The 14,509-nt window shown below is 51.5% G+C and carries 12 protein-coding genes; 4 read left to right on the top strand and 8 right to left on the bottom strand.

The features are described from left to right. Positions 1–3 precede the first annotated feature (3 nt). Together McpCs1_RS05520 and McpCs1_RS05515 are read left to right on the top strand one after the other, a co-directional pair. Entirely contained in the window at positions 4–1,248 is a 1,245-nt protein-coding gene (locus tag McpCs1_RS05520) for a Coenzyme F420 hydrogenase/dehydrogenase, beta subunit C-terminal domain (RefSeq protein WP_338096262.1), read from the top strand. A gap of 80 nt (positions 1,249–1,328) precedes the next feature. After that, positions 1,329–1,916: a carbonic anhydrase gene (locus McpCs1_RS05515; protein ID WP_338096261.1), complete on the top strand. Its 588-nt coding sequence runs from the start codon at positions 1,329–1,331 to the stop codon at positions 1,914–1,916. Between the two features lie 123 nt (positions 1,917–2,039). Here McpCs1_RS05515 and McpCs1_RS05510 read toward each other — a convergent pair whose 3' ends face one another. The 8 genes from McpCs1_RS05510 to prf1 form a co-directional block, all read right to left on the bottom strand. Continuing rightward, positions 2,040–2,855: a 2Fe-2S iron-sulfur cluster-binding protein gene (locus McpCs1_RS05510; RefSeq protein ID WP_338096260.1), complete on the bottom strand. Its 816-nt coding sequence runs from the start codon at positions 2,853–2,855 to the stop codon at positions 2,040–2,042. Continuing rightward, a complete protein-coding gene (locus tag McpCs1_RS05505) occupies positions 2,852–4,645 on the bottom strand; it encodes an NADH-ubiquinone oxidoreductase-F iron-sulfur binding region domain-containing protein (RefSeq protein ID WP_338096259.1) in 1,794 nt (597 codons plus the stop codon). Before McpCs1_RS05505 ends, McpCs1_RS05510 begins: the two co-directional genes overlap by 4 nt. Continuing rightward, positions 4,642–5,190, bottom strand: a complete 549-nt coding sequence (gene nuoE, locus McpCs1_RS05500) for an NADH-quinone oxidoreductase subunit NuoE (RefSeq protein ID WP_338096258.1) — start codon at positions 5,188–5,190, stop codon at positions 4,642–4,644. The genes McpCs1_RS05505 and nuoE overlap by 4 nt, the downstream gene beginning before the upstream one ends. Positions 5,191–5,202: 12 nt before the next feature. Beyond that, positions 5,203–5,475 (bottom strand): MoaD family protein, encoded by a 273-nt coding sequence (locus tag McpCs1_RS05495; protein ID WP_338096257.1) that lies wholly within the window; start codon positions 5,473–5,475, stop codon positions 5,203–5,205. Between the two features lie 7 nt (positions 5,476–5,482). Then, positions 5,483–7,279, bottom strand: coding sequence for an aldehyde ferredoxin oxidoreductase family protein (locus McpCs1_RS05490; protein WP_338096256.1), 1,797 nt, complete (start codon positions 7,277–7,279; stop codon positions 5,483–5,485). Then, positions 7,276–7,692, bottom strand: coding sequence for a 4Fe-4S dicluster domain-containing protein (locus tag McpCs1_RS05485; RefSeq protein ID WP_338096255.1), 417 nt, complete (start codon positions 7,690–7,692; stop codon positions 7,276–7,278). The genes McpCs1_RS05490 and McpCs1_RS05485 overlap by 4 nt, the downstream gene beginning before the upstream one ends. Before the next feature lie 715 nt (positions 7,693–8,407). After that, complete coding sequence (gene argS / locus McpCs1_RS05480; protein WP_338096254.1) at positions 8,408–10,084, bottom strand: arginine--tRNA ligase; 1,677 nt, start codon at positions 10,082–10,084, stop codon at positions 8,408–8,410. Between the two features lie 4 nt (positions 10,085–10,088). Then, entirely contained in the window at positions 10,089–11,375 is a 1,287-nt protein-coding gene (prf1, locus tag McpCs1_RS05475; protein WP_338096253.1) for a peptide chain release factor aRF-1, read from the bottom strand. A gap of 145 nt (positions 11,376–11,520) precedes the next feature. Between prf1 and McpCs1_RS05470 the strand changes: the two genes are divergently transcribed. Both McpCs1_RS05470 and McpCs1_RS05465 read left to right on the top strand, forming a co-directional pair. Next, a complete protein-coding gene (locus McpCs1_RS05470) occupies positions 11,521–12,171 on the top strand; it encodes a hypothetical protein (RefSeq protein WP_338096252.1) in 651 nt (216 codons plus the stop codon). 279 nt (positions 12,172–12,450) lie between these two features. Continuing rightward, entirely contained in the window at positions 12,451–14,133 is a 1,683-nt protein-coding gene (locus McpCs1_RS05465) for a sodium:solute symporter family transporter (protein WP_338096251.1), read from the top strand. Positions 14,134–14,509: the final 376 nt, after the last annotated feature.

Below are 14,509 nucleotides of genomic sequence, written 5' to 3'. Positions count from 1 at the left end.
GCGATGTCAGCAAAAGGCGATATGTACTATGCATGGGCAGACCAGAGCGCATGCCCGATTAAGGGTGAGTGCGGCGGTGCTGTTACTGCAATTCTGAAGTATATGCTGGACAACAAAGTTGTTGACGCAGTCCTGACCGTGAAGAAAGGCCGCGATGTCTACGAGGCAGTTCCGGTTCTCGTGCACAGCTCTGAAGAGCTGTCCAAGACTGCCGGATCCCTCCACTGCGGAACAGTCCTCCTGCCGAAAATCATCAAGAAGTACCTTGACGGCGCACGCGACATGAAGATCGCTGTGACCTGCAAGGGCTGCGATGCAAAGGCAATGTACGAACTGGCAAAACGCCAGCAGATCAACATGGACAACATCTTCATGATCGGTCTGAACTGCGGAGGATCCGTCACGCCAATGATGGCGCGGAACATGATCGCTGAGAAGTACGGTCTGAACCCGAACGACATCGTAAAGGAAGAGATCGACAAGGGACAGTTCATCGTAATTACCAAGGACGGCGAACACAAGGGCATCTCAATCGATGAGCTTGAAGAGCATGGTCTTGGCAGAAGAGCAAACTGTCAGCGCTGCGAAACAAAGATCCCGCGTCAGGCAGACATTGCCTGCGGTAACTGGGGAGTCATCGGCGAGAAGGCCGGTAAGACTACCTTTGTTGAGATCTGTTCCGAGAAAGGTGCAGCAGTCTTTGACGCAGCAGTGAAGAGCGGCGTTCTTCAGACGTCTGCACCCGAGGCAAAAGGCCTTGAGGTTCGCGGAAAGATAGAGAATGTCATGGTGAAGATGGGTAAGAAAAACCAGGAGAAGCAGTTTACTGCCATTGGTGAAGGTTCTACCCGCTTAAACTACATCATGGCAGAGTCCAGCCGCTGTATCAAATGCTACGGCTGTATCGAGAACTGCCCGATCTGTTACTGTGTCGAGTGTTCAACCAAGAAGCCGCATCTGGTTCGCCCGGGTGTAATTCCTCCGGACTTTATGTTCCAGATGATCCGTTTCGCCCACATTGCAGATTCCTGTGTGAACTGCGGTCAGTGCAGCGAACTTTGTCCGATGAACATTCCAAACTCGCTCTTCATGCATGCACAGCAGGTTGAGCTGGAAAAGATGTTCGGCCACAAGCCGGGTTACGATATGACGATGCCGGTCCTCTCCTTTGCGGAGGAGATGGAGGAACGCGAGCGTCTGCACTCAACCGGCTCGGACATGATCTTTGAAAACGTTTTCAAAGAGTAACCAGTCCTTTAGGGTAAACCTCACAGGGGTGTTCTCGGATAAACACACCCCTGAAATTTTTTTAATGGAGATGATTTTACATGACAAAAGAGTTTATAGAAGGAAACAAGATTTTTCTGGAAACTGATTTTGAACGCAAAAAAGATCGCTACATGACTCTGGTCGAGTCCCAGCATCCTACTGTTTTATGGATCGGTTGTTCTGATTCACGCGTGAATCCGGAACGAATTACGCACAGCCGTGCAGGCGAGCTGTTCACCCACCGAAATATCGGAAACATTGTGCCAACCCATGACTGGAACTTTGCAACGGTTCTTGAGTACGCGGTGAAGCATCTGAAGGTGAAGAAGATTGTAATCTGCGGTCACTCCGACTGCGGAGCGCTGAAGGCTCTCGACGCTGACATGAAGGATGATTCCTATATTCCGATGTGGATTAACAGTGCGAAAGAGGCACAAATAAGGGTTGATGCCAGACTTCCGGAACAACCGACGACACCTGAAGAGATGGCAGCACGCAAACGTGAGATCGAGATCGAGAACGTGCGTCTGCAAATTGAGCATCTGAAAACATATCCGCTGGTTTCCGAAGCTGAGAGGAAAGGAACCGTCGCGGTTCACGGTCTGTACTATGACCTGAAATCCGGCGTCCTCACAGAAATCGCCTGACCCCCCACTTTTTTCTTCGCCTCTATTATTCTATTATAATAGTGCGTCACGAGACACGATATTGTGTTTTTAATTCTGAGCGACTCAACAGGCGAATGATATGCCAAAAAAATGGTACCTATTTCACCGACGCCCGAATGCATCCGCCATCGCGTCAGCACTCCGTTTCTGCCGGCACGCAGGACACAAGAAGTCCGGGTCGCGTCCCCCGCGCTGGGCCGCGTAACGCACTTCCTTGTCAGTGCCAAGAAGTTCTCCGCACTCTTTGCAGAACGCGAATTTGAACTCTTTTCCCCAGATTGTTCTGCCGTCATCGGTCTCGGTAACCGTGATCTCCCCGGTCGGGCAGACATTTGCACAGCCGCCGCAGCCGATGCAGATCTCTGACGGTTCATCATATGGCGTTGAGACCGACTTGGTTGTTCCGCGGTTTACCATGGCGATGACTCCGGCTCCCGCAACCGGATAGGCACATCCCTGTCCGGCGAGTTTCTTCAGAAGCGTTCTGGTGGCAACCGAACCCGCACCGATAAGATCGCAGGCCCGAACACACAAGCCGCAAAGAATGCATTTGCCGCCGTCGAATGATGCGACCGGAAGGTCGGGAGCACCAAACGCCTCGCACATATGGGCGATCACATCGCTCTTTGGAGCACGTTTGCGAAGCAGAGCAAGGATCATTTTCCTGTGGGCAAGAATGCGTTCGCTGTTTGTGACGACTTCAATTTCTCCTCTGACCGGATAGAGACAGGAGACTACAACTTTGGTCCTACCGCTCTCGGTAACCTCGACCACACACAAGCGGCAGCTGCCCATGCCGGGCAATCCGTCATGATGACAGAGCGTTGGAATGAAAATATTGTTGCGTCTGGCAACCGCAAGAAGCTTCTCGCCTTTCTTACAGGTACAGGGAATTCCGTCGATGGTGATCTGAATCATACTCTGCCTCCTTTCACTGCCTCAATCGCATTGAATCTGCAAACGTCACGACAGCTCCCGCAGCCGTCGCAGGACTTCGTAATTATCGGGAACCCGCCATTCAGACGAACAATTGCCCGGGTCGGACAGACCGCATTGCATGCCATGCATCCTTTGCAGGTTGCATGGTTCACCGAAAATGCGGTCAGTGCCTTACAGACTCCGGCAGGACAGCGGTGCTCACGAATGTGCGCCTCATACTCGTCGCGGAAGTAACGGATCGTGGTCAGCACAGGATTTGGTGCGGACGAGCCGAGAGCACAAAGCGAACAGTCGATCATCGTTGAGCCGATCATCTCCAGCAGTTCGATGTCCCCTTCACGGCCGTAGCCGCTACAGATGTTGGTCAGGATGCTCTGCATATGCCGCAGTCCCTCACGGCACGGTGTACACTTGCCGCAGCTTTCGCCGCAGAGGAAATTCACATAATAGCGGGCGAACTCAACCATGCAGCTGTGATCATCCATCACAATCATGCCGCCGGACCCCATCATAGTCCCGTACTCTTTCAAGGTGTCAAAGTCCACCGGAATGTCCAGCAGGCTTGCAGGAATGCAGCCTCCGGAAGGACCGCCGGTCTGCACTGCCTTGAACTTGCGGTTGTTGGGGATACCTCCGCCGATCTCAAATATCAGTTTCCGCAGCGTGATTCCCATCGGAACTTCCACGAGACCGGTGTACTTCACCTTGCCAACGAGGGCGAACACTTTGGTTCCGGTACTTCCCTCGGTGCCGATCTCGGCAAACTTTTTGCCGCCAGCATTAATGATGAACGGAATGTTGGTCCAGGTCTCCACATTGTTGATGACGGTCGGGCATCCCCACAGACCCTTCTCAACACTGTGGATGTACTTTGCCCGCGGCTCACCAACGTTTCCTTCAATAGATGACATCAAAGCGGTTGACTCGCCGCAGACAAATGCTCCTCCGCCCCGGACGACGGAGAAGTAGAGTTTTCTGTTGGTTCCAAGAATGCTCTCGCCAAGAAGTCCGCGTTTTTCTGCGGCACGGATGGCTTTTTTCATGCTCTTCACTGCCTGAATGTACTCGTCGCGGATGTAGAGGAATCCCTCTTCAGCACCAATAGCAAGAGCGCCGATCATCATTCCTTCAAGAACGCTGTGCGGATCGCCGTCCATGATCGAGCCGTCCATGAAGGCGCCGGGATCGCCTTCATCGCCGTTACAGATCACATACTTCGGCGACGACTCAAGGACTGCCGCACTCCGCCATTTTCTGCCGGTCGGAAACCCTGCGCCTCCGCGTCCGCGGATACCTGACTCTTCTACTTCGCGGATGATTTCATCAGACGTCATCTCAAGAGCGCGGGCAAGCGCTGAGTAGCCGCCGTGTGCGATGTACTCATCGATACTGCGGGAGTCAATGATGCCGACATTGCGAAGAGCGATTTTTTTCTGATGGCCGTAGAACGGATTGTCTGCCTGATGCAGAACATGATTGCCGGAGCTGTCTTTAAACAGCAGACGCTCGATCGGCTCACCCGCAAGAACGGTTTTTTGAATGATCTCATGAGCGTCGAAAGGTCGGACGCGGTAGTACATGATATCATCAGGCATGATGCGAACGAGGGGCCCAAGTTCGCAGAGGCCGCTGCATCCAGTCTCGGTCACGCAGCAGACGTTGGCGTCAGCCGCAGCTGCGGCAACTGCCGCAGTAAGAGCGAGTGATACATCCATGCTGCCGTTTGCCCGACAACCCGTGCCGCAGCAGACAAGAATTGTCCGCGTCATGATGCTTCCTCCTTCTCGTTCTTCTCCCCGTTCTCCATCCCGCTCTCCTTCTCTATCTCCTTCTCCCGCTCCTCCTCCATCTTCCGATATTTATTCAGAATAGCCGGAAGATCAGCAGGCGTAAGTTTTCCGTAATAGGTCTCGTCGATCAGGATTGCCGGAGCTATCGCACAGGTTCCGATACAGTTGACCAGCTGAAGAGAAAACAGCCGGTCGCTGGTGGTCTCGCCGTCACGGATTCCGAGAAGTCTCGTGATCTCGTCCCGCAGCTGGACGGATCCTTTGATGTGGCAGGTTGTTCCGTCGCAGAGTCTGATGACATGTTTGCCTTGAGGAACAAGCGAGAGCGCTTTGTAAAACGTTGCCATCGAGTAGAGGTGGGCCTCGGAACAGGAAAGGTAGAGGCCGATTTTTTTGAACGCATTGCGTGGAATGTAGCCGAATTTCTTCTGCAGATCCTGCATGATAGGAAGAGAGTTCTGACGTTCCGGCGGATAAGCTTTGATAACTTCGTTGATTTCGGTGTCTGATTCGTTGAGGTTCATGAATATATTCGCTCATCCTCCGGCTACAAGCGGAAATAGTGCGACGGTATCGTCGTCGGTGATTTTGGTGTCAACACCATTCAAGTGAACGATGTTTCTGCCGTTTACCAGAATGATCGCTTCAAGGCCAATGTCGGTTCCTTCACTGTTGAGGATTTTATTCCGAAGGCCTGGATAAATTCTGGAGACCTCGTGCAGAAGAGAGAGGATGTCCTCTTCTGCTGGGAGATTTGTTTCGCTGCAGCGGGTGATCGCCCGATAGGTTGCAAAAAATTTGATTTTCATGAAACCATCAGATGCTGAGTTCGTCCTTTTTGTCTTTTGACGGAACTCCTTCGCTGTCCCAGCCGCGGAGTTCATAATACTCCTTGAGCATCACGTCAAGCTCGGCAACTTTTCCTTTGGCAGGGCCGGACGGGAGTTGCTCCCGCAGAAGCCGCGGCGGCAGGGTATCCTTCTCAACACCTGCGGTGATGTTGAAAAGTTTTTCAAGATTCCAGCACCGTTCTCCTTTCAGGAGAATGTCAGCATCCGACTCATCGCTGCCGATGCATTCGCGGTACTGGGCTGCAATCTCCGGAAGGCCGAGGGCGAATGTGGTGAACAGACACATGCCGAGGCTGTCGACGAGAGCGGTCAGGTCCTGGAATGTTTTCAGCAGAGACGCTTTTCCTTCGGTGACGAGCGGATCGGTCTTGACTGGAATGCCGAGAATCTCAGGGGACGTGAGATAGCCGCGGACGTGACAGCCGCCGCGGTTGGATGTCGCGTACTCAAGCGCCATTCCCTGAATGGCACGACCGTCGTAGGCAGGCATCTCCTGTTTTTTCACGCTCATGGAGAGTTCGGGATGACCGTACTGTTCTGCGAGCCGATAGGATCCAAGCGAGAGAGTTTTCCCGAAACCTTCGTTTCTGCCGACCAGCTCGGTGAGTTTCACCACGGCCGCGGCATCGCCGAACCGAAGCGGCATACCGATATCTTCCTCAGGGAGTGCACCCATCTCGAACAGCTCCATCGCACAGGCAATGGTTGACCCGAGCGTGATCGGGTCCATGCCGTACTCGTTGCAGAGATGGTTTGCCCGAACGATTGCGGCGAGATCGCTCACACCGCTGTCGGCACCAAACGACCAGCCTGCTTCGTACTCGGGTCCTTCGCCAAAGGATTGATAGGGTCCGGTTGCAACGCGGGTGATGCGGCCGCAGGCGATTGAGCAGCCGAAACATCCTTTGTTTTTGAGCAGGAACTTATCGGCAAGCCGTTCGCCTGAGGTGTCATCGGCTTTGTCAAAGACCGAGCCGTCACGCCAGTTGTGAAGCGGAAGAGCGCCGCTTTCATTGATGATGTTGACGAGGACTTCGGTCCCGAGCAGACCAAGTCCCTCTCCTGCAACAGGATGTACGGCAATTTTTGCACGGGCGTCGCTGAACGCTTCGTAGAACTCTGCCAGACGGGCAACACGAACCGAACCGGTTCCTTTCACTGCGACCGCCTTGAGATTTTTTCTGCCCATGACGGTGCCAAGGCCGCCTCGTCCTGCTGCCCGGTGTTTTTCATTCATGACGCAGGCATACAGACAGCCGTTCTCTCCGGGAGGGCCGATGCAGGAGATCCTGAATGATTGCCCAAGAGCTGCATTCAGCTCGTCGGTTGTTGCATGGACTGACTTTCCCCAGAGTTCGGCAGCGTCACGAAGTTCAACATCTGCATCATTGATGTAGAGATAGACCGGTTTTTCACTGACGCCTTCAAAGATGATTCCATCATATCCGGCAAACTTCAGCTCTGGTCCGAACTGTCCGCCTGAGTTTGCGGCACCTATTGTTCCGGTCAAGGGAGACTTTGCGACGACTTCGTATCTGCCGCAGGATGCAGCAGCTGTCCCCGTTAAGGGACCGGTCATGAAGATGAGTTTGTTGTCAGGGCCGAGCGGGTCGACTCTTGGGTCAACTTCGTCGCAGAAGTATTTGGTGCCAAGGCCGCGGGCACCAACATAGTCTGTTGCGTGCTGTTGGTTGAGCGGCTCTTTGGTTATCACTCCCGTGGCAAGATTTACTCTGAGTATGGTTCCGATATAGCCGTTCATGACTTCACCTCCGAGAATGCTTCTTTGAACTGATCAGCGATGCGTTTCTTGCGGTCCGAGTCTTCGTGCGGATCGACATATACAATTGCCCCTGCATGGCAGTATCTTGCGCACTGAGGCGTGCCGCCGCAGAGATCGCACTTGAAGACCGAACGCGTGATCGGCGAGAACTTCATGTTTCCGAGCGGGCACGCGTTGACGCAGAGTTTGCAGACGATACATTTTGCCGGATCGATGACGACCGCGTCGTTTTTGTCGCGGTAGATTGCCCCGACCGGGCAGACGTTCTGGCAGACGGCGTCCTCACACTGCAGGCACATGAGTGGTATGGTGACTGCTGACTCAGGATAATCGATGACGCTCACTGAGGAGAGACGCGGATTGAAAACTCCGTTGTGGCCAAAGGAGCACATGAGCTCACAGGTTCTGCATCCTACGCAGTTTTCCGGTTTGAGTATGAGTTGTTGTGTCATTATAGTATGATTGAGAAGCGCTGCGGCTCCTTTGTACCTCCAAACAGATATGTTGTTATGGTACCTTATGAAATGAACGCTCACTGCAGATTGGGGGGTGCGGGTTGGGAAATTATTTTTTGTTTTTTGGAATTTTTTGTATGTGGTTACTCCAAACAAAGCGACATGTCAAAGATCAAAATCAAAAAAATTTCTGCAAAAAAATTTCACAAAAATATTTTCAAATAGGAGTTACGCGGTGATGAGTTTCATTGTTTGGGATTTTTCTGTAGATAGTCTCGCTTGGAGTAACCACGGAATGCACTGAGCACACAGAGCTTCACGGAAAAAAAATGAAATGCACGGAGAACGCCTGCGGCGCCGGAATGCACGGAATATATTTTTCATATTTTGAGAGAGTAAAAGAGAATAAATTGTCTTGGAAATCTTTCCGTGCATTCCGGCGCCGCAGGCGTTCTCCGTGCATTCAGTGAAGCTCCGTGATATTTCCGTGCATTCCGTGGTTATTTCAAACAAAACTCCATGTCACAGAACCACACCGCGTAAGTTCTATTCAAAAAAATTTCTGCGAAAAAAATCCGCGAAAATATTTTTCCACAAAAAAATAATCCGATCAATGGCGAGAAAAAAAATTTCCACCCCACTGATTCAGAAATCACATCGACTTCAGTGCTTCAATGCCAAGAACATCAAGCGCTGATGCAAGCGTGTTCCGGCTTGCATCAACAAGCGTCAGCCGTGCATCGCGGACAGAACCCTCAGCCTTCAGCACAGGAGCGAACCGATAGAACGAGTTGAAGAGATCCGCAAGATCGCGGACATAGGTTGCAAGAAGATGCGGACGAAGCTCCATCACCACTTTCTCAATCACATAGGGGAAATGTGCGATGTGTTTGGCAAGTGCAATCTCGTACGGATCTGCATACGAATAATTCTCTGCAAACCCTCCTTCGGCTTTTGCCTTCTCCAGAATCGAACAGGCACGGGCGTGGGCGTACTGAACGTAAGGCGCACTCTGCCGCTCAAAGTCCAGTGCCTCCTTCCAGTCAAACACCGTCGACTTCTCAGCAGACACCTTCACAATATCATACCGCACCGCACCAATCGCGACTGCGGATGCGATTTGCTGACGTTCTGATTCAGAAAGTTCAGGGCGACGGACCGTCACCTCTTCAAGAGCACGCTTCTTCGTCTCTGCGATCAGCTCGTCAGCCGTAATGAACACGCCGCCGCGGGTCGTCATTGAGCCTTCCGGCAACGACACAAACTCAAAGTGCACAATCTCCGGCGGTCGCTCACCGATCAGTGAAAGCGTTGCCTGAAGTTGTGCGCCGATCAGTTTGTGGTCAGCACCAAGCACATCGATGCTGCGGTCGCACTGACCATTCTTCCAGAGATGGAACGCAAGGTCGCGGGCCGCATACACCGAAGTTCCGTTGCTGCGGCGGAGCACGTACTTGTTGCCGAACCCTTTGTCCGAAAGATCCAGATACATCATCTGATCTTCGTGATTGGCCTCGGGCAGTTTTTCGATTCTGGCCATAACCTTCTGCATCTCGCCGTTCCAGAGGAAGGTCGTCTCGCGGACAAATCTGTCGTGATGAACATTCATCGCTGCAAGAGTCTCTTTGATGCCTTCAGCACAGATGTCAACCGAGTCATGGAACAGCTTCACGGTCTCAGGGTCGCCTGCCTCGATCTTTTCCATCATCACATCAAACTCAGGCTCGATCTCAGGTTTTTCCTTCGCGATTTTATTGGCCTCCACATAATGGCGCACAATAAACTCATCGCCCTTCTCGTTCGGCAATCTATCGTAATGGAGATTTTTCACGCCCCATGCAACGATTGCAATCTGGCGGCCCATATCATTGAGATAATACTGGGCCTCAACCGAATACCCTGCCTTTCGGAACGCACGCACCAGCGTGTCCCCGATAACAGTGTTTCTGATGTGGCCCACATGCAGAGGACCGTTCGGGTTCGCGCTCGTGTGTTCAAGAATTACCCGCTCGGTCCGTGCCGGAAGCTGGCCGTAGTCCGCTCCGCGAGCAGCACGAACAGAGTCTGCCACATACTCTCCGCCGAACACGAAGTTAATGTACGGACCTTTTGCAGAAACCGCAATTCCCGCAGCGTCAGGCCGGGCGGAAACTTTTGCGACAATCTCTGAAGCAATTGCCGCAGGATTTTTTCGTTCTTTTTTTGCCAGAGCAAACGCAACGGTCGATGCAATATCGGCATGGTCGCCGCCGTCAGTAAGCAGCACATCCTCTTCTCCGGTAATTTCCCGGAGAAGAGCCTCAACTTTTTGAATATATTCCCGATACATAAACTTACATCCCTGTTGGGTACCGCAGCACTGCGGCAATTCCGCCGAATGCATTGAACAGCATGGAACCTTCCTCGAAATCATCAGAGATGATCTCAACGCGGGTGTTGGACGTATCCGCGAGGTTCGTCAACTCATCAATAATATCACTCTCGTCAGCAAGGATAAGCGGCGACTGACACTTCGGGCAGTGGCCGAGCGGAAGGTCCTTGAACTTTTTGCCGGCTTCAACCTGCATTGTCTTGATCTCCTGATAGCCGCAGTTGCCGCACTGAATGGTCAGCCGTGCTTTTCTGAGTTTCTCGGAAAGCAGCAGAGTGTCAACTGCTCCTGCGTCAAGGTTTGCCCGGACGCTGTCCTCACCATATGCTGCGCATCCGTTTTCTTTGATGAGCTCTTTGAAGAACCGCGTCATCTCCTTCTTCTCGTCCATGATGCCGACACCGCGAAGGGCGTCTTGGGCATTGTCGACGAGTTCACGCAGACCGAACTCGTTGGTGTAGGATGCGTCAAAGAGACCAATAAGGCGCTTCTTTACCTCGTGATGCAGGAAGTCGCCTTCGGCGAACTCTTCTTTGGTCGGCATCGGGCCGCCAATGAGGAGGCCTTTGAACTTTTCGAAGAAGTTCGGTTCAGCCAGGAATGCTTCGGATGCACGTTCGCCGACTTTTTTATAGAAGTCATGGATGGCGATCAGACGCAGGCGTTCGAAACGAATACTTGACTGACCACCTTTACGCTGTTTGCCGGGAACGGTCGAGGTGGTTCCATTGATTGGTTCGATGTGGGTACCGCGTAAAAATCCCCAGTAGGCTTCACGGCGGTCGATGACAAGAAGTCCATAGACGAACTTGTCGTCCAGCATCGCTTTGAGAGGTTCAAGCTCGAAGCTTGAACTGCATCGGTAGCTGTAGGTGCGGATTACCTCCGGCGGTTCAACAATGATCGATTCGAGATCGGTTTTGTCTCCACCGATGTTGATGGCTCCGCAGAAGACTGCCATGCCGTTCGGCGGCGGGTTTTTGAAATATTTCAGCCGTGCGAGAATCGAGGAGATTGCACTCTGCACGTTTGACCTTGTTTGTTTGCTTTTGATGTTGGCGCACTGGCCGTACTCGTCGCGGAGCTGGGCGGTGACGTCGTAAATCTGCTTGTCCGGCGGGATGTATAAGGAGATCAGTTCGGTTCCTGAGCCCTCTTTTTCTTCCAGCTTTTCCAGCGATTTTTTGAATTCATACCGCTTTCGCGCTTCGTCCTTCTCAATTTGTGCCTGGGGTATTTCCTCTGCCATTGTATATGCAAATCCTGAAACTGTATTCGTTTATAGAATGTGGTGTATCATTTGTCTGGAAAGATGATTAATTAGAGGGTATCCGCAGTGTTTTCAGTCAGCCTTTCCATAAGCTTGTTAATGTATAGTAACCTATACATTACGCATGAAACATATCGCAGCAATTCTTGCTGTTCTTCTTCTCGGCGGTCTTGTGTTTGCTGCCGGTTGTATCGGGACGACCCCGTCAGAGCCGATACAGGCAGGCGACAACGTCACCGTCGAGTTCACTATGTACATCGGTGACACCGTCATGGTCACCTCAAATGAAACAAAGTACAAGGAAATTCTTGATGCAGGAAAAATGCCGGTCCCGATTATTTTGACCGAAGACCCAGTAATTACCGCTGGGGCAACCACGGAAAATGACGACCTTACTATCCCGACCAAGACCCACAAGAGTCCGTACTGGTTCCTGATGGGAGAGTATAATGTCATTGCCGGAAACGTCATGGGACTTGAAAAGGGCGACACCATTCGTATTCCGATTTATGCCGAAGGAACCGAGAAGACTGGCTTCTGGACAAATGAAGAATGCGAGGAAAAGGGCATTGACACACGAATGGTAAAAGCAGGCGATCGGCTTACCTACACACGGACGATTGGTGATGCAATCGATGTCGGTGACGGCCAGTACGATCAGAATAATCTTGCTAACGAACAGACCATGATTCGTGATATGCTGATAACCAAAGTTACCGCAGACGGCATTGAGTATCAGGAGATCTATGACACTATAGAGATCACCATCGTCTGAGACCCGGAGATATCTGCGCGGCAGAAGATATCTGCCGATAAAAAAAATATTTTTTTCAAAAAATAATTTTCAAAAAAATTTTGTGACGAAACAAATACATTTTTTCCAGAAAAAATTCCGGGCCGGATGTTTCACAGACCACAGAGTATCAGACACAATGCAGGAGACACCTTTAAGAAATTACGAGGGCAACAAAGTTAGTATAACACGTGTGATGTCACGGGGGTGGCAGCAGGCGTTTATCCAATATATTTTCCCATCAAATCTGGAGTGTGGTCTATGGGTTTAGAGCAGGTAAGTCAGTTCTTTATCGACAATCTCGTACTGATAATTGTCGTCATTTACATGGCATCGATGATTGCCATCGGATACTTTGTACAGCGGAAAGGCGCAGATAAAAGTGCAGCAGATTATCTGGTCGCAAGCAAAGGTGTCGGCCCCTTAATGGTCGGCGGAACAGTTTTTTCTACCAACTGGTGCGGCGGCGTACTTCTTGGAGCTGCGGGAACCGCATATACAGGATACGTAGTATCCACCATCGCAGACCCCTGGGCAACCTGTCTGACGCTTGTCTTGATGGCGGTCTTCTTCTGTGCGATTCTTCGAAAACTCAAGATCGCATCCTTAAGCGAGATGTATCGTCTGCGGTTTGGCAAGCGAGGCGCAACTGTTGCCACGCTGATGTGCATCCCTTCCATGATAACCTGGACCGCGGCAAACATCGTCGCCCTGACCACCATCTTCAAACTGTTTCTGGACTTTGATCCTCTCATCTGTGCGATCATCTCAGGACTCATTGTGGTATTGTACACCTATCTTGGCGGAATGCTTGCGGTCGTCTACACCGACAACATTCAGGCAGTGATGATTATGCTTGGACTGATCATCCTGATTCCGACCGGAATCATCTTTGTCGGAGGACTTGAGGCCTTGAATGCTGCAACGCCGTACAATTTCTGGAATTTGTTCCCCAATGACGGGGCAGGCGCAGTGAGTACCGGATTCACGGTTGATCCTCTCGGTATCTTCACCTGGATTGCAGGCCTTTCGGGAATGGGATTTGGATATCTTGCCTCGGTTGAGCTGACGCAGCGCGTTCTCTGTGCTCGCGACACTAAATCCGCACAGCAGGGTCTTCTTATCGGCTCAGGAATGTATGCAATTGCAGGATTTTTTTCGATGCTGATCGCCTTGATTGCAATCGTGATGGTCTCGCAGGGAGCGACAACTGCTTCGGGTGCTCCCATGGCAGACGTTCTTGCAGAGGATGGAAACTATGTTCTCTTGGTTCTTGCGGAGAAGCTGTTTGATCCAAGCGTGATGGGCATGATCGGTGTTCTTCTGATGGCAGTGTTTATCGGCTCGCTTCTTGCGGCGATTATGTCAACCTCAAGTTCCACGATCTTTGCAGCGTCAGCGGCAATCTCTACACTGATGCTGCATGGTTCGCTCTCCAAATATGCAACGACCTCGTTGCAGGTTCTTCGACTTACCCGTTTGCTGGTGCTGGTGATAGGCATATTCTGTGTGTTCTTCAGTTTCGTAATCGATAGTTTGTACTGGATGATGATCTTCTCGTTTACGATTCTCTTCAACTGCATGTTCTGGGCACTGATAGGCGCTCTCTTCTGGAAGAGATGTAATGCATCGTCTGCGATCGCGTCGATTGTTGTCGGATTTATTGGTGTGATCGGCTGTATTATTGCCCAGTCGATTTACTTCGGCCAGATTGCAATCGAGCCGCAGGACAATCTCTGGATCGGTATTCAGACCTTCGTGCCCTGGGCAATGAGTGGTATTGCAATGCTGGTGACGGCATTCCTGACTCAGAAGTCCGACCCACCGGTTGCTCTCTGTGATGTCGATGGTGACCTGGTTAAGTGGGAGGATCTTCCTCTTTCAGCAGATACTATTGCTGTCCGTAGACATATCGCAGAGATCAATGCAGCGGAAGAAGAGTAGAAATATTTTTCAACCAATTTCATTTTTCTTTTTTTGTGTCTTTGGTCTCGTTTGGAGTAACCACGGAATGCACGGAGCACACAGAGTTTCACGGAAAAAATGCACGGAGAATGCCTGCGGCGCCGGATTCGCATGCCTTCGGCCTGCTCACCGCTTTGCGGGAATGCACGGAAAAATAAGGAAGTCTGAGTCTTTGATCACACAAAAATCATCTTCGCCCAACATCTCCTCCAAAAAAACGAACTAAATTTTTTGTAGAATCAGAAAGTTTCCAACCTCCTTAGGTCTTCCGTGCATTCCCGCAAAGCGGTGAGCAGGCCGAAGGCATGCGAATCCGGCGCCGCAGGCATTCTCCGTGCATTTTTTCCGTAAAGCT

The sequence above is a fragment of the Methanorbis rubei genome, assembly GCF_032714495.1.
In the GTDB taxonomy this organism is placed as follows: Archaea; Halobacteriota; Methanomicrobia; order Methanomicrobiales; family Methanocorpusculaceae; genus Methanocorpusculum; species Methanocorpusculum rubei.
This window is presented reverse-complemented; position numbering and strand designations above follow the sequence as displayed.